The sequence below is a fragment of the Campylobacter concisus genome, from assembly GCF_902460895.1.
GTDB classification, from domain to species: Bacteria; Campylobacterota; Campylobacteria; order Campylobacterales; family Campylobacteraceae; genus Campylobacter_A; species Campylobacter_A concisus_BC.
The window spans coordinates 314,803-339,302 of record NZ_CABPVL010000004.1 but is presented as its reverse complement, the minus strand read 5'-3'; the positions used below and the strand labels follow the sequence as shown (position 1 = coordinate 339,302).

Sequence of the window (24,500 nt, the reverse complement as noted above, 5' to 3'; positions counted from 1 at the left end):
AGTGATTATAGTCCATTTTATATATGATTAAACTAAACTTGTAATCATAGTATAAGTAATTTTTGGCTAATATCGCGGCTATGATAAAGGCAAAAAAGCACTTTGGACAGAATTTTTTACAAGACAAAGCGACACTAGATAAGATCATCCAAGCGATACCCAAGGACGTAGCAAACGTCGTTGAGATTGGGCCTGGCTTAGGTGATTTGACATTTAGACTTTTGCAAATTTACAAGACGACCTCTTTTGAGATAGATTGTGAGCTATTTCAAATTTTAAAGGTCAAATTTGCAAATGAGATCCAAAATGGACAATTAAAACTTTTTTGTAAAGATGCTTTAGAGCAGTGGCAAGAAGAGGGCGGACTAAGTAGCGAGAACTACTTTTTGGTCGCAAATTTGCCCTATTACGTTGCTACGAAGATGATACTAAATGCGATAGATGACGAAAAATGCCTTGGGCTTATTGTGATGATACAAAAAGAGGTTGCTCTTAAATTTAGTGCAAAGAGCAGGGATAAAGAATTTAGCGCTTTATCGATCCTCGCTTCACTGCAAGGCAGGTGTGAGCTTTTGTTTGACGTGGATGCAAAGCTTTTTAATCCACCTCCGAAGGTCACATCTTCAGTCATCAAACTACAAAAAACAAAAAAGATTTTTGGCAAAGACGGGATATTCAAAGATGCAAAACAATACGAGGCTTTTAAAGCATTTTTAAGAGCTGCGTTTGCTTCGCCAAGAAAGACGCTTTTGAAAAATTTATCCACAAATTTTGACAAAAAGGCGTTAGAAGAAATTTTTGAAGACCTAGGCTTAGCTCAAAATTTACGTCCACACGAGCTAGATGTCGATTCTTATCTAAAAGTATTTGAAAGATTAAAGGAAGATAATGAACGACAAAAACGAAGAGAAAGTTGTAACTAACCAAAGTAAAAACAACAAAAGACGAAGATTTAGACCAAAAAATAAGCCAAAACAAGATGGCGAAACTACCGAGCAAACCTCACTAGCAAGCAAAAGCGTGATAGATAACTTCTTTGCAGCAGAGCAGGCTGAAGCCAAAACGCACGCTGAGCCAAAAAGTCAAAATCCTCGTCCAAAAAAGCAAAGAAATAACAAAAATCAAAACAAAACTGGCGAAAACAATAAGCCAAAAGAGCAAAAACAGCAAAAAGAAAAGCCAAAACAAGAGCCAAAAGCTGAAGCCAAAAACGAGGCAAAAGAGCAAAAAGAGAAGCCAAAAAAGACTAAAAAACCAAAAAAAAATTTACCCGCAAAGCTAAATGGCAACGAGCAGTGGCAACAAGATATCGCAAGCGCGATGGAGGCAAACAAAGCCACTCACGAGCTAAGACTTGAGCCACTAAAATACCTAAACTCAAGCGAACATAAAATTCGCATAACTCCACTTGGCGGTCTTGGAGAGATCGGCGGCAATATGACGGTCTTTGAAACTGAAACTAGCGCTATAATCGTTGATATCGGCATGAGCTTTCCAAGCGAGAGCATGCACGGCGTGGATATCCTCATCCCAGACTTCGACTACGTTCGCAAGATAAAAGATAAGATAAAAGGCGTCATCATCACTCACGCACACGAGGATCACATCGGCGCAGTGCCTTACTTTTACAAAGAGTTTAAATTTCCTATCTACGCCACACCTTTACCACTAGGCATGATAAATAATAAATTTGAAGAGCACGGACTAAAACAAGAGCGCTCACTCTTTAGATCGGTCGAAAAAAGAAAGCCATATCTCATAGGTGACTTTGAGGTCGAGTGGATACATATAACCCACTCTATCATCGACGCTTCGGCACTTGCGATCACGACAAAGGCTGGCACGATCATCCATACAGGCGACTTTAAGATCGACCACACGCCGATAGATGGCTACCCAACAGACCTTGGCAGACTAGCGTATTATGGTGAGCGTGGCGTGCTCTGTCTATTAAGCGATAGCACAAACAGCTACAAAGAGGGCTTTACAAAGAGTGAAAGCAGCGTTGGCAAGACCTTTGACGCGATATTTTCAAAAGCAAAAGGCCGCGTCATAATGAGCACATTTAGCTCAAACATCCACCGCGTCTATCAAGCGATCGAGTGGGGCTTAAAATACAACCGCAAAGTCTGTGTCATCGGCAGATCAATGGAGAGAAATTTATACACTGCGATGGAGCTTGGCTACATCAAGCTTGATAAGAAAATTTTTATCGATGCAAACGAGGTTGGTAAATTTAAAGATGATGAGGTACTTATCGTCACTACTGGCAGCCAGGGCGAGACCATGAGCGCGCTTTACCGCATGGCTACAGATGAGCACAAATATATAAAGATAAAGCCAAGCGATCAGATAATCATCAGCTCAAAAGCTATCCCAGGCAACGAAAACAGCGTCTCAACGGTGCTAAATTTCTTACTAAAATCAGGTGCGAGCGTCGCTTACCAAGACTTTAGCGAGATCCACGTCAGCGGCCACGCAGCACAAGAAGAGCAAAAGCTGATGCTTCGCCTCATAAAGCCAAAATTTTTCTTGCCGGTGCATGGAGAGTACAACCACATCGCAAAGCACAAAGAGACGGCCATTAGCTGTGGTGTGGATGAGAGAAATATCTATCTAATGAGTGACGGCGATCAAATGGAGGTTTGTCAAAAATACCTAAAACGTGTAAAAACTGTAAAAACTGGCAAAGTCTTCATAGACAATCAAATAAATAAACAAATCGCAGACGACGTCGTCATCGACAGACAAAACCTCGCTGAAGCAGGCGTCGTCATGATAATCGCTCAAATTTCACGTCACGGCGCAAAACTCATCAACAAGCCTCGCGTCATCAGCTACGGCCTTGTGGGCGACAAACAAGACGCCGAGTTTAGAAAAGAGATGGAGGGCGTGCTAGAGCAGTATCTAAGTAACGTCAAAGAGGAGCTTTTGAAAGATAGCAGACTACTTGAGTCACAAGTGCGTCAAGTGATCAGAAAGCACATCTTTAGAAAGGTCAAAAAGTACCCAACTATCGTGCCGATCATCTATCTAATGTAAGGGAAATTTATGCAGACAATGAACCAAATCGCAGCTAGAGTTTTAGAGATAGAAGCAAACGAACTTTTAAGGCATGCGAAAAATTTAGCCATAGAAGACGCTGTAAATTTGATATATAACGCAAAGGGCAAGGTCATAGTCACAGGTGTAGGTAAGAGCGGTCATGTGGGCGCAAAGATCGCTGCTACGCTTGCAAGCACTGGCACGCCAAGCTTTTTCTTACATCCAACAGAGGCCATGCACGGCGACCTTGGCATGATAGAAAAAGACGATGTTTTGTTAGCCATTAGTTTTAGTGGTGAGAGCGATGAGCTTATCAAAATTTTGCCTCATGTAAAGCGCTTTGGCGTAAAAATAGTCGCCATGGCAAGAATCAAGACAAGCTCGCTTGGTAAATTTAGCGACGCTTTTATAGATATAAATGTAGAGAAAGAGGCGTGCCCACTAAATGCCGCCCCAACAGCATCAACCACGCTAACGTTAGCTCTTGGCGATGCGTTAGCTGTTTGTTTGATGCAAAAGCGAGGATTTAAAAAAGAGGACTTTGCAAATTTTCATCCAGGTGGCAGCCTTGGTAAGAGGCTATTTTTGAAGGTTAAAGACGTGATGAGAAGCGAAAATTTGCCGATAGTCCGCTGGAATGCAAGCCTAAAAAGTGCGATCGATACGATGACACATGGCAAGCTTGGCACGGTTCTCATCGTCGATAAAGATGGTGTGCTAGACGCTCTTTTAAGTGACGGCGATCTTAGGCGCGCGCTTATGAGAGAGGACTTTGACCTAGAAGAACCAGCGATGAAATTTGCAACCATGCATCCAAAAGAGATAAATGACAAAGAGATGTTAGCCGTAGATGCGTTAGCTTTAATAGAAAAGTATAAAATTCAGCTTCTAGCTGTCGTAGAAAATGGTGTGCCTGTGGGCGTTTTACACATCCATGACCTTGCAAATTTAGGACTATAAAATGGAAAAAACAAGACTAAATAAATTTATCTCACACAACACAAACTACTCACGCCGTGAGGCAGATGAGCTGATAAAAGCTGGCAAGGTTAGCATAGCAGGGCGTGTGGTTAGCGACCTTGCCACAAGCGTGGATGAAGATGACAAAGTGCGCATAAATGGCCGTTTAATAAAGCTAAAAAAGGAATTTACCGTTATCGTTTATCACAAACAAAAGGGCGAGCTAGTTAGCAAAAAAGATGACCGCGGACGAAAGACGATATATGACACGTTAGATAAGAAATTTGCAAAATTTGTTAGCGTGGGACGCTTAGACTACGCAAGCGAGGGGCTACTTTTACTAACTGACGCTCCAGCGATCGCCACAGCGCTAATGAATAGCGATCTAGAGCGCGAATACTACCTAAAGGTAAAAGGCGAAGTGACAAAAGAGGTGATAGAGGCGATGACAAATGGCTTTTTCGCCAAGGATGCCACCAAAGGCGCGCACGCAAAAACCACTATAAAATCAATGGAATTTAAGCCATTTCTAGCTTACAAAGTATTTGGCTCAAGCGGTGGCTACACAAAACTAAAGGTCATCATCAATGAGGGTCAAAACAGAGAGCTACGCCGCTTCTTTGGCTACTTTGACCTTGAAGTGATGGATCTAAAACGTGTTAGTTTTGGACGCGTTAGCCTTGATATGCTAAAGCCTGGCAAATGGCGCTACTTCGAAAATAGCGAATACGAAGACCTAAGAGACTTTTTAAAAGTTAATAACGTTAGATACTAACATTAGGTTTGCTTCTCTAACAAAGAGGCAGGCCAGACCACAATAACTACGAATTTGTAAAATGGAGAAAAAATGAAAAAGGCTGTTCTTTTATCTGTGATATTACTAACCACTGGCTTTTGCGAAGATCTTTTTGAGCTTGGGGTTGAAGCTTATAATAAAGGCGAGTTTGATAAAGCTGCCAAGCAATGGCAAAGAGGTTGTAATGGTGGGGATATTGATAGTTGCACTAATTTAGGAACTTTATATGAAAACGGTCAAAGTGTGGCACAGGACTATAATAAAGCAGCCGCCTTGTATAAACACGCTTGTGATAGTAAAGATGCTATTGGTTGCTATAATCTAGGTGGTTTTTATGAAAGAGGACAAGGAGTAGAGCAAGACTATACCAAAGCTGTCAAACTATACAAAAAAGCTTGTGATGGCAATGTTGCCCAAGCCTACCATAATTTGGGAGTTTTATATATAAACGGTCATGGCGTAGAGAAAGACTATTATAAAGCAGCTCAATTATGGCAAAAAGCTTGCAGTGACAAATATAGCACTAGCTGTTACAATTTAGGGATTTTATACAATATTGGTCAAGGTGTAAAACAAGACTATTATAAAGCAGCCGATCTATACAAACAAGCTTGTGATGATGGAGTTAGTGATAGCTGTTCTAGTTTAGGAATTTTATATGAAAACGGTCAAGGTGTAAAACAAGACTACAGTAAATCAGTAGAATTGTATAAAAAAGCTTGCAATGGTGGATACAATCGCGGTTGTTTTAATTTAGGAGCTTTTTATCTAAAAGGCAAAGGCGCAAAACAAGACTATCACATAGCAAAAGAATATTTTGGTAAGGCTTGCAAATTAGGGTTTCAATCAGGATGCGATTTTTATAAAAAATTAAACGAATAGCGCCTTGATACCAAAAACAACCTAGTAAGCTCTAACAAATTTAGAGCTTCTCTAAATTTATATCTTATTTTCTGAAAGTAGGATGTTTATATATGGATTTAGCAGTGTTTCGCCGCGTGCTGCATAGAGCAAGACCTCTTTAAAGTAGTTATCGTTTATGCCGTAAGTGTGAAACTCATACGCCCCTATGCCGTATCCCATCGGCGTAATATCGACCCTCGAGTACCATGCATCTTGCGCTAGGATGTAGCGGTTTGTATCTCTTGAATAGACAAACAGCTTGATCTTATCTTTGCTCTTTTGCGCCATATACCAGATGAAAGAATTTGTGACGTCGTTAAAAAAGTAGATGTCGCCATTTGGCATGATCGCCTGAGCTGTGTCGTTGTTATCAGCGATGAGCGTCCTGCTCTCATAACATATAAATTTATTTGGCGTTAGCTGCTCTATGGGCTCAAATTTGCCGTTATTTAGGACTAAAATTTTATCATCGCTTATGTCAGCATTATAGGCTAGCACGGCTAAGACTAGAGCCAATAAACAAAGAGAAAAAATTTGCTTTATCAAAATAAAAATCCTCTTAACAAATAGTATTTAAGCACGTAAAGCGAGCAGATCAGCACGCAAACACTTAGCCAGATCGATGAAAATTTAAGCTTGTGTGAGTAGTTTGTCTTTGTGATGATCTCCACAAGATATGGCATAAGGCCGTAAAAAATACCCAAAAACAAAGTGCCCCAGATGAGGTAGCCAACGTAAAAATAGTCGCTTCTTAACATGCAGTATGGGCACTTGTGATTTGGCTGCTCATAAACGTAAAGGCCAAAAAAGTAGGTGATAGCGTAGTAGCTAAGCACTAAAAATAGCAAATTTGCCACAAAGCTTGCCATGCTTTGCTTTAAGAAATTTAGCGCCAAAATGACAAAAAATAGCACGAAAAAGGCGCTTACTAAGCCAAAATTTGTATAACCAAACGGCAGCTTTGGAGCCTGAAAAGTGACCGAGCAGCAAAAGACTGGCACTTTTAGCGGGATGTTATAAAAAAACGAAATTTCTATGCCAAGCTCTATTAGTATCATCACAAAAAGGCAGATGAAAATTGCGTATTTTTTCTTTAGATATGGGAAATTTAGAGCCTGTAAGTCGAGTTTGTTTATAACCAGCCAGATACCAAGCCCAAATATCAGCAAAATTTTAGTGAGCATCAAGATGCCGCCAAATTTATTTGAGCCGATTACGCCAGCTGAGCACATAGCCCCTGGCACGATGTCAGAGAGCTCGTTTAGACAAAGTGCGAAAAATATAAACAAAACGATCTTTGTGCAGACGCTAAAGAGCAAGATCGTATTTACAAGGTAGTTTTGCTTTTCAAGTGAGTATTGAAGTGATGTTAGCGCGTTATAGTCCCACGATCTTACTATCCTAATGACGTAAAATAGCGAAATACTCATCAAAACTAACAGCACAAACTCCGCTAACAAAAAGGCGATAACGGCGTTTGATAAAAATACACTCATACTATCTCTCCATTTTGTAGGCTAACAACTCTATCAGTTGCGCCCAGCTCGTCAAAAATGCTATCGTGAGTGGCAACTATGACGCTTTTTTTAAGCGCCTTAAATGACTCAAGTAGGCCTAAAAACGCACATGCGTTATCTCTATCTAAATTTGCCGTTGGTTCATCAGCCAAAATTATATCCGCATCCATTGACAAAGCCCTAGCCACCGCACATCTTTGGCGCTCGCCACCGCTTAAATTTGATACATTTTCATCTCTTTTGTGAGAGATGTTTGCAAACTCAAGAGCCTTTTTTATCATCTCTTCACACACATTTGCCTTGAAATTTGTTAGAGCAAACGGAGCTAACAAATTTTCATAGACGCTTAAGCCCTCTATGAGATTAAAATTTTGAAAGACAAGCCCAAGCCTTTTATGTCTAAGCTCGGAGCAAAATGCGTCAGGCAGCTTTGCTATGTTGGTGCCGTCTATCAAAATTTCTCCGCTAGTTGGCTTTTGAAGTAGGGCGATGAGCGAGAGTAGGGTGCTTTTACCACTTCCGCTAACGCCTTTTAGTATGACTAACTCGCCGTTATTAACATCTAAATTTATATTTTTTAGAGCGCAAAACTCGTTTTGTTTGCCTTGGTTATAGACTAGGCTAACGCCTCTAATGTTTATCATTTTAGCCCCTCATTTATGTCGCCACATGCCACATGCCACGATGGGATAAGCACAAATGCCAAAAATGGTATAACACCAAAGACAAAGATCAAAAAGAGCTTATCAAACTCCAAAATAGGCGTGAAATTTGTAAAATTTAAAAGCTCATCGCCTAAAAATATCCCCTTTAAAAATGGAGCGTTAAAGACAAACACAAAGAGATAAGCTAACATAACGCCAAGCAAAAAGGCGCTAACGCTAACGATGAAATTTTGTATAAATTTTAAAAAGATGATCTCTTTTATACTAAAGCCGATGCTTCGCAAAATGGCTATCTCACGCTTTTTGTTGCCATAAGCCAGCGAAATTTGGTTTTTAAGTAGCACGAAAAAAATGAGCATAACGCTAACATAAATGCTCATAAAAATTCCACCCTTATAGTAGTAAAGATGCCTAATGTTTGCCACCTCGTCTTCTATGCTAATGGCAAATGAGTTTGGATATAAATTCTCTATCTTTAAGGCCACTTGGCTGATCTCTTCGCTATTTGGCACATCGACATAGAGCTTTGTGTATTCTTCGTCTTTTAAATTTAAGATAGCTCGCAAGGTATTTGGGTGCAAAAATATCGCGTTATTTGTGATAAGTCCGCTTTGTTTTGGCATGGTTTTTAGAATTTTTACCGGTATCATGCGCTCTTCTGTTAAGAAGTTAAAGCTCCCCTCATAGTAAAGCTCGTTCATAGCGGCTTTTACGCCCTCACCAACGATCATCTCGTCTTCTTTTAGGCCATCATCCTCATATAGATGAAACCGAACGCGCTTTTGCACGAAGTAGTACTCCCCATCAACCACACCCCTAACGTCAGCCACGCCATCGATCTTTGAGATGTCGTAGATGTAGCCAGGGTGCATGAGATCGTTTTTACCAGCACGAAACGCGCTAACAACGATGCTTGATCTATCTTTTACCAAGCTTATGAGATCATGCTGGATCGAGCCAGAGATGAAAAGCACAGAGCTTAACACGAAGATAATGAGCGCAAATAGACAAAAGCTAAAAAGGTGGTCCTTTTTGTCTTTAAAGAGCAGGACCACAGCGTAGTTTATGAAATTTCTACTTATCATAGACAAAGCCTTTTTGCTCTTTTAGGCTAAAGCTAGAAGCTAAATTTGCCCTTGTTATCTTTGAAATTTCTCTTAGCTCATCTTGCTTTGCTTTGCGGTCAAAGCTAAGGTAGTGCGCCGCTAAAAGCGTGTAAGAGAGTCCAAAAAATAACGCCAAAAATGCTAGAAATTTCACTTTATTTACCAGTAAATGTCTTTATCTCGTCAAATTTTATGACACCTTTGCCAGCGTGATCTTTCATAAAGCTATTTGCCTTTGCTTCGTCTTTAAATGGGATAAACTCCTCGCCCATCGGTCCAAAAACGTTTGAGCCATGAACGTAAAACGCCTCTTTTGCATCAAGCTTTTCAAGCGTGTAATAATCACTCACATAAGCCTCTTTCGCCACCTCATCAGCAAAGTAAAATTGCGCCATATCTTTTACGCCGTCAAAGTAATAGTCCTTGCCACCAGTCTTGATAAGTGTCGCCCACTGCTTGTTTTTTATAGGCATGCCACACACCGCACATCTTGCGTCCTTTGGCAGCTCGATGCGCTCTTTTGCCCCTTTATAGGCGTTTATGTTTGCCTCACTCGTCAAATTTCCAGCCCACAAGGCAAAAACCGCACTAAGCAACAAAGCTATAAATTTCATCTTATCTCCTTTAATCTCTCTTTTTCTAACTCGCCCTTTTCATAGAGCTTTTTTAACATCTCATCATCAAAGTCTATCTCGTAATAGCCCTTTACAAACTCACTAAATTTATCAAACTCATCAAATGCATAGCCAAGCAGCCAGCGTCCGCCGTTATTGCCACCGACTAAATTTTGATGCTCCGTCCCGTCATACCAGATAAAAAAGGTCGTCTGCTCTATCTCATCTGGCAAGAAGTAAGAGCGAAATTTAGCAGCCTCGCCACTATAAATTTGCTCTATCACGCTTTTATCTGACATGCTAAGCGGATTTAACTCATTTTCATGATCAAACCCTCTAACAAGTACCGCCTCACGCGTAAATATCACATCGAGTAGATCGCCCTGCCCGTTATCTACCACGTATCTTAGGCTATTTTCATCCTCTTTTTTAGAAATGAGCCGTAGATACTCTTCATCTGGCTCTAAAAAGGCGCTGTCTAGTAGATAAAGTGCCTCTAGGCTTGCCTCTTTATTGCCCCAGTTTTTAAAACTCATCAATTCTTTCCTAAAATTTCCAAATTCTCACACGCCTCTTTTAAGCCATTTTTGCAGCTTTTAGTGAAAATTTCACGTGCTTTTTCTACGTCCTCTTTCACGCCTTTGCCCTCAGCTAGCATGATAGCGTAGTTGTTGCAGCCCTTTTCATAGGCGTATATGCACGCTTGCTCGTAAAGTTTTGTCGCTTTTGTAAGGTTTTGATCAACCCCTTGGCCATAGACATATAAAAAGCCAAGATTATCACACCCTATGCCAGCTTCGTTTGCGCAGGCCATCTCGTAGTATGTTTTGGCTTTTGCGTAGTCTTTCTCGGCGCCCTCGCCCTGAGCGTATAGGTAGCCAAGATTGCTACATCCCATGCCGTCCCCTGCCTTGCAAGCCTTCTCGTAAAGCTCTTTTGCCTTTTTTAGATCTTTTCTCACGCCAGTGCCGTTTGCATAGAGCAAGCCAAGCTCCGTGCAGCCCTCGTTGTCACTGCATGCTTTTTCATAAAATTTAACTGCTTTTGCTAGGTCTTTTTCTACGCCTTTACCATTTTCATATACATAGCCAAGATTGCTACAAGCCATAGAGAAATTTTGATCGCAAGCCTTTTCATAGAGCATTGCCGCCTTTGCCTCATCTTTTTTGACATTGCCGTCGCCCCTGCTGTAAAGCACAGCTAGGTTGTAGCAGCCTGATGCCTTTTTCTCTTTGTTGCAAGCATCTTCATAAATTTGCGCTAGTTTGTTATGATCATCTTTTGCACTTAAGGCCTCTTTGATGTAGCCAGCATTTAAAACGCACAAACTAGCAGCCAATAAAACCAAACTCTTCATCACATCTCCTAAACTACTTTTATATCTCTGCCGCGGTAGGCTAGGGCGATTAGCAAGGCAAGAGCTGCCAAGATCAAATATATTAGCCCAGAAACGCCAAAGCTCTCTCCATTTGCGTATGAGTGAAGCCCGCTAAGGTAGAAATTTACTCCAAAATATGTAAAAAGCACCGAAGCAAATGATAGCACGCTAGCTGTTAAAAAGGCAAAAACACCCCTTAGCTTTGGTATAAACCTTAGATGAAGCACTATGGCATAGACGATGATCGTGATGTATGACCAGCTCTCTTTGCTGTCCCAGCCCCAGTATCTGCCCCAGCTCTCGTTCGCCCAGACGCCGCCAAGGAAATTTCCGATAGTTAGCAAGCTAAGTCCTATGATAAGGCTTAGCTCGTCGGTGGCGGCTAGGTATCTTATCTGCTCGCTAAGCTTTTGCTTATTTTTGTCATTTTTTAGAGCCATTAATATAAGTCCCACAAGCCCAAGCACAAAGCCAAAGCCTAAAAAGCCGTAGCTTGCTGTAATGACGCTTACATGCACGCTAAGCCAAAACGACTTTAAAACTGGGACTAAATTTGTTATCTGTGGGTTTATAAAATTTAGATGAGCTACTAGCAAGCTAACACTTGCAAAAAGCGAAGCAGCGCCTAGTGCGAAGCTTTGATGCTTGAAAAATAGCACTCCAGCTAGCACGCTTATAAGCGAGATATAGACTAAACTCTCATAAGCATCGCTCCAAGGTGCGTGACCTGAGATGTAAGCGCGTAGGGCTAAATTTAGAGCATGCACCGCAAAGGCAGTGAAAAATGCAAGGCTAAGCGCCCTTTCAAATCTAAATTTCCTCCCAAAAAATATCCTATAAAAGCCAAGGGCGAGCGAAGCAAGAGCTAGGATCATGTAAAAATAGATAAGAAATTTAAATATCTCCATTTGATTGTAAAGCACTTCAATGCTGGCCTTTGCCTCGCTTGGCGCAAGAGAGCCTAGAGTGCTTCTTTGATAGCTTGAAATTTGCTCCAAACTCTTATCAGCCCCTGCGCACTCACCGCTTTTTACGCAAAGGCTTAAATTTTCTATGTAAGCGCCTAAAACGCTTTTAAACTCGTTTGAAATTTCATCTTTGCTAAAGGCTTCATTTACGCCTAGCCACGTGATCGCGTCACCATCTTTAGCTGGGATAAATTTTAAAATTTCGCCCTTTAGCGCAAGGTATAAGACATTTAGCCTCTCGTCAAATTTAATGACATCGCTATCAAATTTATCTCTTTTTGAGGCGGATTTTTCATTTGCAGCCTCTACAAATTTAGCCAGCTTATACTCGCCATTTTCGTTAAAGACGTCATTAAAGCTAGCAAATTTCTCGCTAACTCCAAGAAGCTCGCCCACACGCTCGCTCGTGATCTTTACTATCCTTTTATCCATCCACTCTTGTGGCGAGATGGCAAAAGAGAGCATCAGCTCATCGCTGCTAAGCCCAAAGAGCGTCGTTTTGGTTGAAATTTTACTTATTACCGCCCTTGTGTAAGAGCTAGCTGGGGCGATCCTGCTATCAGTTTGAACTAAAATTTTGGCAAATTTATCTGCATGAGCTTTAAAATTTATGGCTTCATCGCTTGCGAAATTTGGCGTGGCATTTAGTAAAAGCAGGGCTAAAAATGCAAGCTGCGTGCCTTTTATGAAGTTGCAAAGTCTAAAAAATCGACTCTTTTTGCTAAATAAATTTCCCACAAAGCCAAGGCAAAGTAGAAAATATCCGATATAAGTTGGCACTTTACCAGGATCAAAGCTGATCTCAAAGGCGCTTCCAAGCTCGTCAGCGTCGTATGATGATTGAAAAATTTTATAGCCCATGATGCTTAGTGGGTGATTTAGTGAAATTTCATGCTCGACATCTGCGATGCTTACTTTGCTCGTGTAAGATGATGGGCTATTTAGCCCTGCGTAGCGCTCTAGGATAAATTTATCAAGCCTTAGTGTAAATGGTAAATTTATCGCTCGTGAGCTAAAGTAAAATTTCGCCTCTTGCCCATCAAAGCTTAAAATGCTTGGCTCAAGATCGTATCCAGCTCCGCCTTTTAGCTTGGCGCTCTTGCTCTTTTCATTAGCAAAGCCAGCCTCTATGCTAAGTGTGGCTGGAGCGTTTTTCTCATCCTTTTTGTAGCCAGTTATCTTTATCTCAAATTCTTTGCCATTTATATCTTTTTTAAAGCGAAAGTCGTTTTTGCCAAGCAGGCTAAGTTTTAGTGGATATTCAAAACTTTCATTTGAAATTTGCACTCTCAAATAGGGCTTTGTGCTTTGCATATAGTTGCCGCTCTCGCCCACTCTAAGATGCAATACACCCTCTTCGCCAAAGTATCTTGTAAGCGCAGCACCGATAAATATAACGATAAAAGCAAGATGTATCAAAAATGCGCCAAATTTCTTATACATCTTGGTTTTTACGATGCTAATGGCTAAACAAATAACGCAAGCTGCCATGACGCACTCGTACCAGAGCGCTTCATAAACAAGCACTCTAGCCGTCTGTGTGTCATAAAAATTTTCCAAAAAGGTCGCCGCCCCTGCACCAAAAGCAAGGATAAATAATAATATTAAAGACAAGCGATAGATGTTTAAAATTTTCATCACCTGCCCTTAAGCCTTAAATGCTATAAGTCTGTCCTGCATAAAGTATAAAAACCCTAAGCAGTAAAACGCCAACGACTGCTGCAAATGAGCCAAGGTAGAAGCTAAATTTCATCTTGCCAAGTGCGAAATTTAAAACAAGAGGCAAGACAAAGCCAACTAAAACAACCCCAAGCCAAAAGAATTTAGCCCAATCGCCACTATAAAATGCAACTGCCGCGCCTTGCTGATAGCTTGAGCCAAGCAAAAGCGATACAAAAAGCATTAAAATGAGTAAAATTTCAGCGCATAAGACGTAAAACTCCACGCCATGAAGCGAGCTAAGGTCGCTTGAGTGTGGATCTTCTTTGAAAAATAGTGCCGCTATCAAGCTGCTACCACTTATGCCAGCACTAAGCCCTGAAGCTATGAAAAGCGCTGGTAAAACAGCAGTGTTTAAAAGTGGAAATCTAATAAGCACCGAGATCAAAAAGCCTGTATATGCGCAAATGATAACCGCAAAAAGCAGGCAAAGCGCGCTTAAGAGCGGATAAAGTGGCGATAAAATTTTCATCACGCCATCAAAAAAGCCACAAAATGACTTTAACTCCGCACCAAAAGCGTATAGACACATCAAAAAGCTAAGCGGTATAAATACGCAAAGCGCGGCTACACCGATAGACATAACCGATGTGAAGTTGTAATTAATCAAAATTTTCCAAAACAAAAGTGGCTTTTCAAGGTCAGCTATCAAGCAAACCATACCAAGCATGATGCTAACAAAGGCTAAAAGCGAAGCAGCCTTAAAAAATGGACTAAAGCCATCTTGCCTTTTGTAGCGCTTTAGAACTATGGCAGCTATTAGCGCTCCGCCACTCATACCAGCTAGCAAAAGATAAACAGCGATCGGCCAGCCCCACTCAACTGCGTGCGAAAATGTCGCAGTGAAATTTAATGCACCATCCATCTTACACCCCCGCTTTTACTTTAGGAATATATCTAAGGCTTGGTTTTGTGCCAAGTTCTGCTCTTAGCCTTATGCTATCTTTGACAGCTAAAAGCTGGCTAATGTGCGAGCTCTCATCGTTTAAATCGCCAAATACCAAAGCCTCATATCTGCACGCCTCGACGCAGGCTGGATCTTTTTTATCCTTTAAATTTGTATCTATGCAGAAGTTACAGCTTTGGGCTGAGTGACTAAACTTATCGATATATCTAACGTCGTAAGGACAGGCTACGATGCAGTATTTGCAGGCGATGCAGTCATCTATGTTTGTAGTTTGGATGCCAGTTTTTATATCCTTGTGACAGGCTTTTGTTGGGCAAACAGCCACGCAAGGCGCATCCTCACACTGCTGACAAGATACTCTTACATATCTTTTATCGAGCAAATTCTTTGGATCAGTCTTATCCTCTACAAAAAGTCTCATCTGCCCTTTTGGGACTAAATTTACCTTTCTACATGCCACTTCACAGTCCGTGCAGCCGACGCATTTGTTTTGGTCAAATATCATGCCAAAATGTGGTTTTTTCGCACTCTCTTCACTCTTAAAAGCAAAACCACTACTTGCCACGCTAGCACCAGCAGCCACAACTGCCATGCGTTTAAAGAAGGCTCTTCTGCTATTTTGATTTTGCATTTTTAACTCCATTTATGCCTTAATGAGGCTTTTTAATGCCCTCATTTTGCTCTTTTTCATGAATTTTTCTTGCCGCCTCAGCTAGTTCGCCAGGCTTTAAGACCTTAATAAGCTCTATCTCAAAAACGATAGTCTCGCCTCCAGGTATCCCCTCCATGCCGCTATCGCCGTATGCAAGCTCAGGCGGGATGACAAATTTAAACTTCTCGCCCTCTTTCATAAGCATAAGTCCCTCTTCAAGACCAGGGATCAAATTTAGCATCGAAAGATGAGCTGGAGCCTCTTTTGTCTCGTCAAAGACCTTGCCACCAGCAAAGCTTGCTTTATAATTTACTATGATGATGCTCTCAGGTTTTGGAGTAGCCCCTTTTGAGCTACTTTTTATGATCTCATATTGTAAATTTGATTTTGTTGTTTTTACATTTTTATTTTTTGCATTTTTTTCCATATAGGCTTTGCCTTGGGCTAAATTCTCTTTTAGCTTGGCAGCCTCTTTTTCTTTTACTATCTTATCTAAGCTTTCAGCTCTTTTGTTTAGTAGCTTTGCTATCTCATCATCACTTAGTTTTAGCTCGCTCTTTAGCGCATCGCTAAAGCCTTTTATCACTGCATCAGCGTCATAGCCAACACCTAGTTGCTTTTGATCTAGCAGTCCTTTTAAAACATATCCACCACTTGTTGCGCCTATGGCATAAGAGTCGTTTGTATCGACATTTGCTAAGAGGCTAGCCACACTTAGGCTAAGAAGTAGCGAACATTTTAAAAACGCATTTTTCATTTCAAACCCTTAAGATTAAAGGGGCTAGAAACTAGCCCCTAAATGCTATAAATTTTTGTTTAGAATTCTCTGAGCTTCTTTTATATACTCTTTAGATGCATCTAGTCTTTGTTTAGTAAATTTAAATCCGTGCATACCCCACGAACCATCTTTTTCGACCATATCGATGATCTCTTGAGCGTTTTGGACAAGCTCATAAACTCTTGCTTTATCACTTGGATCTAGCTTTTTAGTCTCTAGTAGTGAGTAAATTCCCTCGATGCCTATTTTGACCTCTGAGAATTCATTCTTAACTGGAGTTTGCCATCCCATAACCTCATCATAAACTTGTTTTTGGTTTTTAAAATGAAGTGTTGGTTTTAGCTCAGATAGCACTGGACTATGGCAGCCTTTATTATCTTTCATATCTTTATCAGCCCAAGATGTTCTAGCGCATGCCCACATCAAATCAACATAGTTGTGGCCATTTTTATCTCTTTCAAAGTGCCAATCTTTTCCGTCTCTTTTATCTGTAGAAGCAGCGCCTGGGACAAGAGATTTCTCTTTTGGATCGACCATGATCTTCCAGATGTGAGAGCGTCTTTGAGTATCAAAGCCAGCGTTGTCTTGGAACTGAACAGCGTAGAAGTTCTCGCAGCTCATCATAAATGGCATGTGGCAAGATGCACAAGTGTTGTTTTTGTGTGTATCTGCTTTTGATGCGATATATGCTTGAGTCTCATGACAATCTTTACAATCTTTTTTGATCTTTGGTTTAGTGTAGAATGCACTTAGATAGCCTTGATCTGGGTTGTAGTTCATACCAGTTACGCTCTTATCGCCCACAACTGGACCTGTGTTGTCGTGTGGATCGTGGCAAGTGACGCATCTCATGCCTTTATCGTAGTGAGCGGTAAAGTATGATTGTGAGCCTTCTGAGCCGCATCCTGGTCCCATTGATTTAAATTTAGAGCTTAGTGAGAGATCAAGCTTGCCGTTGTTAAGTGGGTTAGCTCGCATTAGATCTGGGCTAAAGTTAAATCTTTGGTGACAGCGTTCGCAGTTTGATGTTCTAAAATTTGTAGCTCCATCAAGGTGACCGCCAGCTCCGTGGCACTCCTCACAGCTTACGCCTTTTGAGATAGTGTGTTTTTGAAGCTCTTTGGCATTACCAAGTGCTGCGTAAAATTCTGCTTTTGTCTTAAAGTCAAATTTAACTGGGTGACAAACCTCACAATATGATGAGTTTGCTTGAAAAAACATCGACTTTTTATGTTTTGCGGCGTATGAGGCAAGACCTCTAACATATCCGCCATTATCGCCATACTCTTCAAGCGTGCCAGGAAATTCTGGGACGAGCTCTTTTATCTTTTTAACAGTTGCGTCGTCTAAATTTAACGCCCATGTTCTTTGCCATTGGTTACCGCCAGCAACGATCTGACCTGTGCCATCTCTTAGCAAACCACCCTCAACGTAGTAAGTACCACGAAGTAGCCATGCATCGACGTAGCCCATCTTAGTTCTTAAGTGACCAACGGTTGCATATATGACATCTGGAGTGATACCTTTTGGAAGGATAGAGGCGGTATCTTTGTCAAATACTGGCTCAGTTAGGTTGTTATTAACCTCTGGGTGCTCGCCAGGGAAGCGCATAGTAGTTGCGTGGCGAGATCTGCTCCAGACCTCATACTGAGCTGGGTGACACTCACCGCACTTTTCTGGACCTACAAATTTATTAGGAAACTGAAGCGATGAAGTGGCTGGAATTCTATACATCATAGAACTATAGCCCTTACCACCATCTCTTTTACTAAGCTTTGACATATCAAAGCCATGTCCCTCGGCAAGCCACTCTAAGCCACGGTCATGAACGACCATTTTGCCGACGGTTTTGCCACCATACTTTGTAAAAATAGGGTGGTTTTTAAATAGCCAGTTATACATCTCTTGCTCTTCTACGACGTAGTCTTGCAAGGAGACAACACCTCTACTTTGCAGTGTGCCTTTAGGATTTGCGATAACATCACGTGCTTTATCGGACATCTGCATATTATGCTCTTCGCAACAGGCTTGTGAAGCAAAGATACTAACACCCATGAGTAAGCCTGCTAAGGCTTTGTGTAAGTTTCTCACGTCTCCTCCTTTGAATTTTTATCCTAAAATCAAAATGATTTCATACTGATAATCTTAACACCAAAAAAGGGCAGAAAAGGGGGAAAATTAACAAATTATAAATTTTCGAAACTAATTGTAAATGCAACGTGGTTTTCATCCACATTTTTAGCAAAGATTAGGGCGTTGTTTTTGCGAGCGATAAGACGGCTCATATATAGCCCAAGCCCGCTACCGCTCTCTTTTGTGCTAAAGTGTGGCTCAAAAATAACCTTTAAAAATGAATTTTTTATCGCTCCTGCGTTATTTTGCACGCATAAATTCTTGCGATCATCTTTTAAAAAGGCGCTTATCTTTATCACTCTTGGCTTTGTGTAGCTCTGCTTAAATGCGTCTTTTGCGTTGTTTATGATGTTTATTAAAATTTGGATTATCTCATTAAAATTTGCAAATACCTCAAAATTTTCTCTCACATCAAGCTGCACTTCGATCTGATACTTTTTAAGCGTTGCGTTTAAAATTTTTATCGTTTGATTTATCACTTCAAGCACCTTAAATTCTTTTCTCAAGGTATTTGGACTAAAGAAATTTTTAAAGTCATCAACGGTTTCTGACATGAAATTTATCTGCTTGCTTGTCTCTTCTATAAACTCATAAATTTTCGTCTCATCAAGCTTTTTTCTCTCCTGATAAAGCTCTAAATTTATCAAAGCTGAGCTTATCTGGGCAAGTGGTTGCTTCCACTGGTGCGAGATATTGCCTATCATCTCGCCCATAGAGGCTAGGCGGCTTTGATGTATCATTAACTGCTCAGTCTGCCTTTTGCTCTCTTCGCCACGCTTATGCATCTTATAAACAAGTAGTAAAAATAGCCCAAATATAAGCGTTATGGCGCTCATTATGACGATAACCTCTTGCAAGTGGTAGGTAAAAATGGCGCGGATTGGGATCTTAAAAGAGATCATCGCGACCGTTTCGTTCACATCTGGGATCTCTATGCCCTCCATGCCGTATTTTTCTAGCATTTGCTGCGGGGCATTTGCACTGCTATGACAGGCTAGACAGCTTGGACTTTGGTTTTTTATAGGCAGACCCACAAAGAGCTGTGAGCCATTTTCATCTTTTATTATCTTTACAAATTCTTGAAATTTATTCTCTTTAAAGCCATGCAAGACGCCAGCTTCAAATTCATTTGGCTCGTGAGCTTTATTTAGCGGTGCGATAGCAACTAGCTTGTAGTCAAATTCAAGGTTGTATTTTTTCTTTTGGATATTGTAAATTTCACGGCTTATATATGAAGATGATAGAAGTCTCTCGTCAAAAAAGTCCTCTTTTAAGATGCCCTGCTCTTTTAACTGCTCGATTAGTGGGCGCTGAACTCCAGCTATGTACTCTCTTACAGAATTTATGCCCTCTAAAACATAATACGCCTCTTTTTTGGCATCCTTCATCGCAAGATCGTTATAAAAATTTAAAACAAGTGCAGAGACTAACAGATAGACAAAGATAAAAGCACCGACTATTAGCTGAAATTTATATCTCACAAAGATAGCCCACGCCGTATAAATTTTTGATCACATCTTTGCCAAGCTTTCTTCTAAGCTCTTTTACGATCGTCTTTATAGCCTCTTTTGTCGGCTGCTCGTAGTCCCAGATGTAGTCAAAAATTTGCTCATAAGTGATAGTTTGGTTTTTGTTGTTTAAAAAGTACTCCAAAAGCTTGCTCTCGCTCTTGCTTAGATGAGAAATTTGACCATTTACATAAAGCGCTTTTTTGCCAAAGTCATACTCAAGCTCGTCATTTAGCCTGATGGTTGGTGTGCGTCCAACTAGCTCAAAAGCCACATCTTCAAGCGCTTTGATGAAAGATTTTTTATCGTATGGTTTTGCAAGATATCTTGTGATCTTTAGCTCAACCGCGCGCCACAGATACTCTTGCTCGACGTGGCTTGATAAGATCACGATAGGGATTTTTTGATTGATAGCTCTTACTTTTTTAGCGATCTCAAGACCATCGATATTTGGCACGCTGATATCAAGCACTAGTGCGTCATACGCCCCGCTCATAGCAAGCTCAAGCGCATCAAAGCCGTCTGTAACGCCTTTAACTTCTGCGAAAAAGAGCTCCAGCGAGGCACAGATATTTCGCAAAATCGCCTCTTCGTCCTCTAAGCAAAGGACCTTTTTGTTTGATAAAACATCTAAAATATCATACTCTTGCATACGTCATCTCATCTCTTAAGCCAAAATGCCGACTTAAATAACACAAAATAAAAATTATTTCATAAATTTACATCATAATCGTAATCTTAAAGTAAAAAATAGGCTCGCTACTTAAGTGATAAATTTAAAAGAGAAAGTTAAATTTAGCCAAAGATTTGGCTAAATTTATCAGGTTCTAAATTTTGAAAGGCTAGTGTTTAGATTATCAGTCATCTTTGAAAGATGAGCAGCTGCAAGTGAGATTTCATCCATGCTTTTTGAGTTTTGTTTTGAAATTTCATCGATATTTACGATGCCTTTTATCAGCTCTTCGACCTTATTTCCAGTCTCTATATAGTCCCTCGTAGAGGTTTCATTTAAGCTAACAGTCTCGTTCATTAGCAGATTCATATTTTCTATTTTTTCATTTATCTGGGCTGATTTTTTGCAAAGCTCGCCAGCTTTTTTAGCATTATCGCCGATGGTATGGCTTGAGTTTGAGATCGCTTCAACGATTAAATTTATAGTTGCATTTATCTCGCTTAGGCTATTTTGCGTGCGTTCAGCTAGCTGTCTAACCTCATCAGCCACGACTGCAAAGCCACGTCCATGCTCTCCTGCACGCGCTGCTTCTATGGCGGCATTTAGAGCAAGTAAATTTGTCTGATCAGCGATGTCATCGATGATATTTAAGACATCTTTTACATTTTTAGCTTGATCAGCTAGGCTTTTCATCGAGCTAGCTAGTGAAATTTCGCTATTTGCAGCCTCATCGACATTTTTGCTAAGCCCCAAAACATCGTTTGAAACTTCATTTATATATAGACAGGTTCTTTCAAGATTTTCTTTGCTCTTCTTAGCCTCTTCAAATGAGCTCTTTATCTCTTCTGACATATTTTTTGCCATATTTGTCGTATCTGTGACGATTAGCGAAGATTTGTTGGTTAAATTTGTAGTTTGAGCTGATGTTGAAGAGAGTTGCTCGGCGATAGATGAGTTTTCATGCGCTAGGCCTTTTACGCTCTCTATCACAGATCTTAGCTCGCTTGTTAGGTCATTTATAGAGCTTTTGATGTTTGAAATTTCATCTTTGCCACTAACTTCAAGCTTTTTAGTAAGATCGCCTCTGCCACTTTTTATCTCATCTGACATCGCGGTTAAATTTGCAACGATATTTTTTATAGGTCTGATGATCGCCCTACTTAAGATAAATAACACGATAGCTATCAAAACAACTGTGATCAGGGCGCAAGCGATGATAAATGTTTTTGTATTTTGGCTGTTTTGCTCGTTTAAAACGGCCTTTGTCTTTTCTGTCTCGTCCGCTAAGTCATCGACATATACGCCACTTCCTAGCATCCATTTATATGGCTCAAAATTTGCAGCGTAGCCAAGCTTCTCCACTGGCTCCTGCCCCTCTTTTTTCGCCCAACCAAATGTAACAAATCCGCCGCCTTGTTTAGCCTTTTCGATGAGCTCTTTTATCAGAAGTAGCCCTTTTGGATCTTTTAGTCCGATTAAGTTTTTACCCACAAGCGATGGCTTTTCAGGGTGCATCAAAACAACGCCGTCGTAGTCGTAGATGAAGATATAGCCAGTCTTGTCGCTAAAGAATTTTAGCTTTGAGACGACTCTAAAAATTTCTTGTTTTATCTCATCGTCGCTTAGCCCTTTTTCTTTGCCGCCATTATAAATTTCACGCATCATTTGATTGATCGTCTCGACGTCATCTTTTAAATTTTCTTTTCTGGCATTTACCAGCTCGTCGTAGGACTTGTTGGTGAAAAACTGAGTTAGATCGCTTGAAAATTTGCTATTTAAAAAGATGAGCAAACAGCTGACAAGCAAAACTGAGAAAACAAAAGTGAGAATTATCTTTGTAGATATTTTCATAGCACACATCCTTGCATTTTGGGATCTCCTAAAAATTTGTGCCATTTTATACATTCAAATCTTAATTATAAATTAACTTTTGAAATTTAAGAAAAAAAGAATAAATTTGATGAGAGAATTTACTAAAAGCCCAAAATAACGAATAAGTTACAAATATTATTATCTTAAGCTTTGAGCGTAAAAAATACGTAAAATTTAGTAGCCTTTAGTTTCCTCTGCTTCCAGGCTTAATAGCCTTGCTGCCGCTCTTACAAAGCGGACAGCGCTCTGGCTCATAAATTTCAAATTCAAAATTCCCCAAAGCAAAAAATGGCTTATCGCTTGGCAGTTTTGCATTTGCCTTAGCTTCATTGTCTAAATTTGCAACCTTACAAAAGCCACGGTTTGCAAGTGCCGCAAAACCAACCACCTCGCCGCCAAGGCTCTCTATCACGTGCGCTGCTTCAAGTGCTGAGCCACCAGTTGTGATGATATCTTCACAAACTATAAATTTCTCACCCTTTTTCACTTCAAAGCCGCGCCTTAAGCTCATCACCCTATCAACGCGCTCTGTAAATATAAAACGCTTTTTCGCCGCGCGAGCTAGCTCATATCCAGCTAAAATTCCACCAAGTGCAGGAGAACAAACGCTATCAAATTTAATGCCAAATTTCTCTATCACACGCGCTAGCTCATCTGCTAGCTTTGCTGCAAGTGCTGGGTCTTCAAGCACCTTTGCACTTTGCAGATAAAACTGCGAGTGGTTGCCACTACTTAGCAAAAAGTGCCCCTCTAAATACGCCCCAGCGTCCTTATAAATTTTCTCTAAATCCATCGCTTTTTCCTTTTAAAATTTGCCAAAAATCTTAACACATACCCACTTAAGCCACTCTTTTTAAAATTTAATAAGCCCCGCCCTTGTATAATTCTTGCACTCATACAAAAAGGACACTCATGCTTCTCTTTAACCCTGTTGTTTTTAGCATTTTGGTGATGACGGTGCTATGTTTGCTACGTTTTAACATCCTGCTTTCTATCCTCGTTTCTGCGCTTGTTGCTGGGGTTATGTATAAGCATGGTTTTAGTGGATTTGAAAGTGGTTTGGCAAGCGGTTTTGAGAGCTTTTTTACGGCTCTAAAAGAGACCACGCAAAGCCTCATAAGCGGTATGCAAGGCAACCTTGAGACCTCTCTTAGCTACATCTTGCTAGGTGCTCTTGCAGCTGCCATCGCAAATACAAATTTAACAGCCATTTTGATAAATGCAATGAGTAAATTTCTTAGCTCAAATAAGGTCATTTTTACACTAACTATCGCATTTATAGCTTGTTTGTCTCAAAACTTGATCCCAGTTCATATAGCCTTTATACCTATCTTGATCCCGCCACTTCTTGCCCTTATGAACAAAATGGGCATAGATAGACGTGCAGTGGCTTGCGCTCTTACATTTGGTCTGCAAGCGCCTTATGTGAGCCTTAGCGTTGGCTTTGGTCTGCTTTTTCACAATATCCTTAAAAAAGAGCTAGCAAACAACGGCATAAACACAACTATCTCAGACATCTCATCGGTCATGTGGATCGGCGGTGCGTCGATGTTGGTTGGCCTTATCATCGCTATTTTTGTCTACGGCAGAAAGAGAATTTATAAAACTTCTAAATTTGAAAAAGCAGAGCTTGATGAGATCGAGCGTGCAAAAAGCCTTGAGATGACTAAAAAAGAGTGGGCGGTCTTGGCTGGTGCGGTTGTCGCCTTTGTCGTGCAAATTTATACTTCACTCTTGCCACTTGGTGCGCTACTTGGACTTTTGGTCATGGTCGTTTTTGGAGGCATCGAATACAAAAAAGTAGATAAGATCATGGATAATGGCCTTGCCATGATGGGCTTTATCGCATTTATCATGCTTGTTGCTGCAGGATATGGCACCATTTTAAGAGAGAGTGGCGGTATAGACGAGCTTGTAAAATACGCCAGCTTGGTCTCTGGCGGCAAGATAGGTGGAGCATTTTTGATGCTACTTATCGGACTTCTTGTGACGATGGGCATAGGCACTAGCTTTGGCACTATCCCTATCTTAGCCTCTATCTACGTGCCACTTTGCCTTAGCCTTGGCTTTGGCGTGCCAGCTATCATCTTGCTAGTTGGTATAGCAGCGGCTCTAGGCGATGCTGGAAGCCCAGCAAGCGACAGCACACTTGGACCAACGAGCGGTCTAAATGCTGATGGTGAGCACAACCACATATATGATACTTGCGTGCCTACATTTGTATTTTTTAACATCCCACTAATCATCGGTGGCATCGTAGGCGCGTTGATACTTGGATAAATATGATAGATAAAATATGTAAGGAG

General features: G+C 40.7%; 23 protein-coding genes. 6 read left to right on the top strand and 17 right to left on the bottom strand.

Annotated features, from left to right (window positions below; translation table 11 throughout):
• Window positions 1–80 precede the first annotated feature (80 nt).
• The 5 genes from rsmA to F3G98_RS08275 all read left to right on the top strand — a co-directional run bounded on the left by rsmA (window position 81) and on the right by F3G98_RS08275 (window position 5,683).
• Window positions 81–923 carry a 16S rRNA (adenine(1518)-N(6)/adenine(1519)-N(6))-dimethyltransferase RsmA gene (gene rsmA / locus F3G98_RS08295; protein ID WP_103557874.1) on the top strand — a complete coding sequence of 281 codons (843 nt, stop codon included), beginning with the start codon at window positions 81–83 and terminating at the stop codon, window positions 921–923.
• Window positions 889–3,042, top strand: a complete 2,154-nt coding sequence (locus F3G98_RS08290) for a ribonuclease J (protein WP_188116988.1) — start codon at window positions 889–891, stop codon at window positions 3,040–3,042. Before rsmA ends, F3G98_RS08290 begins: the two co-directional genes overlap by 35 nt.
• Before the next feature lie 9 nt (window positions 3,043–3,051).
• A complete protein-coding gene (locus F3G98_RS08285; RefSeq protein WP_103609375.1) occupies window positions 3,052–4,005 on the top strand; it encodes a KpsF/GutQ family sugar-phosphate isomerase in 954 nt (317 codons plus the stop codon).
• Between the two features lies 1 nt (window position 4,006).
• On the top strand, window positions 4,007–4,780 hold the full coding sequence (locus tag F3G98_RS08280; protein WP_009295179.1) for a pseudouridine synthase: 774 nt from the start codon (window positions 4,007–4,009) through the stop codon (window positions 4,778–4,780).
• A 72-nt stretch (window positions 4,781–4,852) separates the two neighbouring features.
• On the top strand, window positions 4,853–5,683 hold the full coding sequence (locus tag F3G98_RS08275; RefSeq protein ID WP_149726009.1) for a tetratricopeptide repeat protein: 831 nt from the start codon (window positions 4,853–4,855) through the stop codon (window positions 5,681–5,683).
• A gap of 57 nt (window positions 5,684–5,740) precedes the next feature.
• On the opposite strand, the gene F3G98_RS08270 is transcribed toward F3G98_RS08275, so the two are convergent.
• The 17 genes from F3G98_RS08270 to pyrE all read right to left on the bottom strand — a co-directional run bounded on the left by F3G98_RS08270 (window position 5,741) and on the right by pyrE (window position 22,987).
• Window positions 5,741–6,250: a hypothetical protein gene (locus F3G98_RS08270; protein ID WP_103609373.1), complete on the bottom strand. Its 510-nt coding sequence runs from the start codon at window positions 6,248–6,250 to the stop codon at window positions 5,741–5,743.
• Window positions 6,247–7,200, bottom strand: a complete 954-nt coding sequence (locus F3G98_RS08265) for a hypothetical protein (protein ID WP_149726008.1) — start codon at window positions 7,198–7,200, stop codon at window positions 6,247–6,249. Before F3G98_RS08265 ends, F3G98_RS08270 begins: the two co-directional genes overlap by 4 nt.
• Complete coding sequence (locus F3G98_RS08260; protein ID WP_149726007.1) at window positions 7,197–7,865, bottom strand: ABC transporter ATP-binding protein; 669 nt, start codon at window positions 7,863–7,865, stop codon at window positions 7,197–7,199. The genes F3G98_RS08265 and F3G98_RS08260 overlap by 4 nt, the downstream gene beginning before the upstream one ends.
• Window positions 7,862–8,971, bottom strand: coding sequence for an ABC transporter permease (locus F3G98_RS08255; protein ID WP_149726006.1), 1,110 nt, complete (start codon window positions 8,969–8,971; stop codon window positions 7,862–7,864). The genes F3G98_RS08260 and F3G98_RS08255 overlap by 4 nt, the downstream gene beginning before the upstream one ends.
• On the bottom strand, window positions 8,961–9,146 hold the full coding sequence (locus tag F3G98_RS08250) for a hypothetical protein (protein WP_021092472.1): 186 nt from the start codon (window positions 9,144–9,146) through the stop codon (window positions 8,961–8,963). Before F3G98_RS08250 ends, F3G98_RS08255 begins: the two co-directional genes overlap by 11 nt.
• Before the next feature lies 1 nt (window position 9,147).
• Window positions 9,148–9,606, bottom strand: a complete 459-nt coding sequence (locus tag F3G98_RS08245; protein ID WP_149726005.1) for a nitrous oxide reductase accessory protein NosL — start codon at window positions 9,604–9,606, stop codon at window positions 9,148–9,150.
• Entirely contained in the window at window positions 9,603–10,142 is a 540-nt protein-coding gene (locus tag F3G98_RS08240) for a hypothetical protein (protein WP_103570766.1), read from the bottom strand. Before F3G98_RS08240 ends, F3G98_RS08245 begins: the two co-directional genes overlap by 4 nt.
• Window positions 10,142–10,963 (bottom strand): SEL1-like repeat protein, encoded by an 822-nt coding sequence (locus tag F3G98_RS08235; protein ID WP_103570767.1) that lies wholly within the window; start codon window positions 10,961–10,963, stop codon window positions 10,142–10,144. The genes F3G98_RS08240 and F3G98_RS08235 overlap by 1 nt, the downstream gene beginning before the upstream one ends.
• Window positions 10,964–10,971: 8 nt before the next feature.
• Window positions 10,972–13,590, bottom strand: a complete 2,619-nt coding sequence (locus tag F3G98_RS08230) for a cytochrome c biogenesis protein (protein ID WP_149726004.1) — start codon at window positions 13,588–13,590, stop codon at window positions 10,972–10,974.
• A gap of 16 nt (window positions 13,591–13,606) precedes the next feature.
• Window positions 13,607–14,536, bottom strand: a complete 930-nt coding sequence (gene nrfD / locus F3G98_RS08225; RefSeq protein ID WP_149726003.1) for an NrfD/PsrC family molybdoenzyme membrane anchor subunit — start codon at window positions 14,534–14,536, stop codon at window positions 13,607–13,609.
• A 1-nt stretch (window position 14,537) separates the two neighbouring features.
• Window positions 14,538–15,209 (bottom strand): 4Fe-4S dicluster domain-containing protein, encoded by a 672-nt coding sequence (locus tag F3G98_RS08220; protein ID WP_035143353.1) that lies wholly within the window; start codon window positions 15,207–15,209, stop codon window positions 14,538–14,540.
• 19 nt (window positions 15,210–15,228) lie between these two features.
• Window positions 15,229–15,987 (bottom strand): FKBP-type peptidyl-prolyl cis-trans isomerase, encoded by a 759-nt coding sequence (locus tag F3G98_RS08215; RefSeq protein WP_103638523.1) that lies wholly within the window; start codon window positions 15,985–15,987, stop codon window positions 15,229–15,231.
• Between the two features lie 45 nt (window positions 15,988–16,032).
• A complete protein-coding gene (locus F3G98_RS08210) occupies window positions 16,033–18,099 on the bottom strand; it encodes a multiheme c-type cytochrome (RefSeq protein ID WP_149726002.1) in 2,067 nt (688 codons plus the stop codon).
• 95 nt (window positions 18,100–18,194) lie between these two features.
• On the bottom strand, window positions 18,195–19,622 hold the full coding sequence (locus tag F3G98_RS08205; protein WP_149726001.1) for an ATP-binding protein: 1,428 nt from the start codon (window positions 19,620–19,622) through the stop codon (window positions 18,195–18,197).
• Window positions 19,612–20,301, bottom strand: coding sequence for a response regulator transcription factor (locus F3G98_RS08200; protein WP_103610411.1), 690 nt, complete (start codon window positions 20,299–20,301; stop codon window positions 19,612–19,614). The genes F3G98_RS08205 and F3G98_RS08200 overlap by 11 nt, the downstream gene beginning before the upstream one ends.
• A gap of 168 nt (window positions 20,302–20,469) precedes the next feature.
• On the bottom strand, window positions 20,470–22,173 hold the full coding sequence (locus F3G98_RS08195; RefSeq protein ID WP_149726000.1) for a methyl-accepting chemotaxis protein: 1,704 nt from the start codon (window positions 22,171–22,173) through the stop codon (window positions 20,470–20,472).
• A 205-nt stretch (window positions 22,174–22,378) separates the two neighbouring features.
• Entirely contained in the window at window positions 22,379–22,987 is a 609-nt protein-coding gene (gene pyrE / locus F3G98_RS08190) for an orotate phosphoribosyltransferase (RefSeq protein WP_149725999.1), read from the bottom strand.
• A gap of 119 nt (window positions 22,988–23,106) precedes the next feature.
• On the opposite strand from pyrE, the gene F3G98_RS08185 reads away from it, so the two are divergent.
• Window positions 23,107–24,474, top strand: coding sequence for a Na+/H+ antiporter NhaC family protein (locus F3G98_RS08185; RefSeq protein ID WP_149725998.1), 1,368 nt, complete (start codon window positions 23,107–23,109; stop codon window positions 24,472–24,474).
• The last annotated feature ends 26 nt before the right edge of the window (window positions 24,475–24,500 follow it).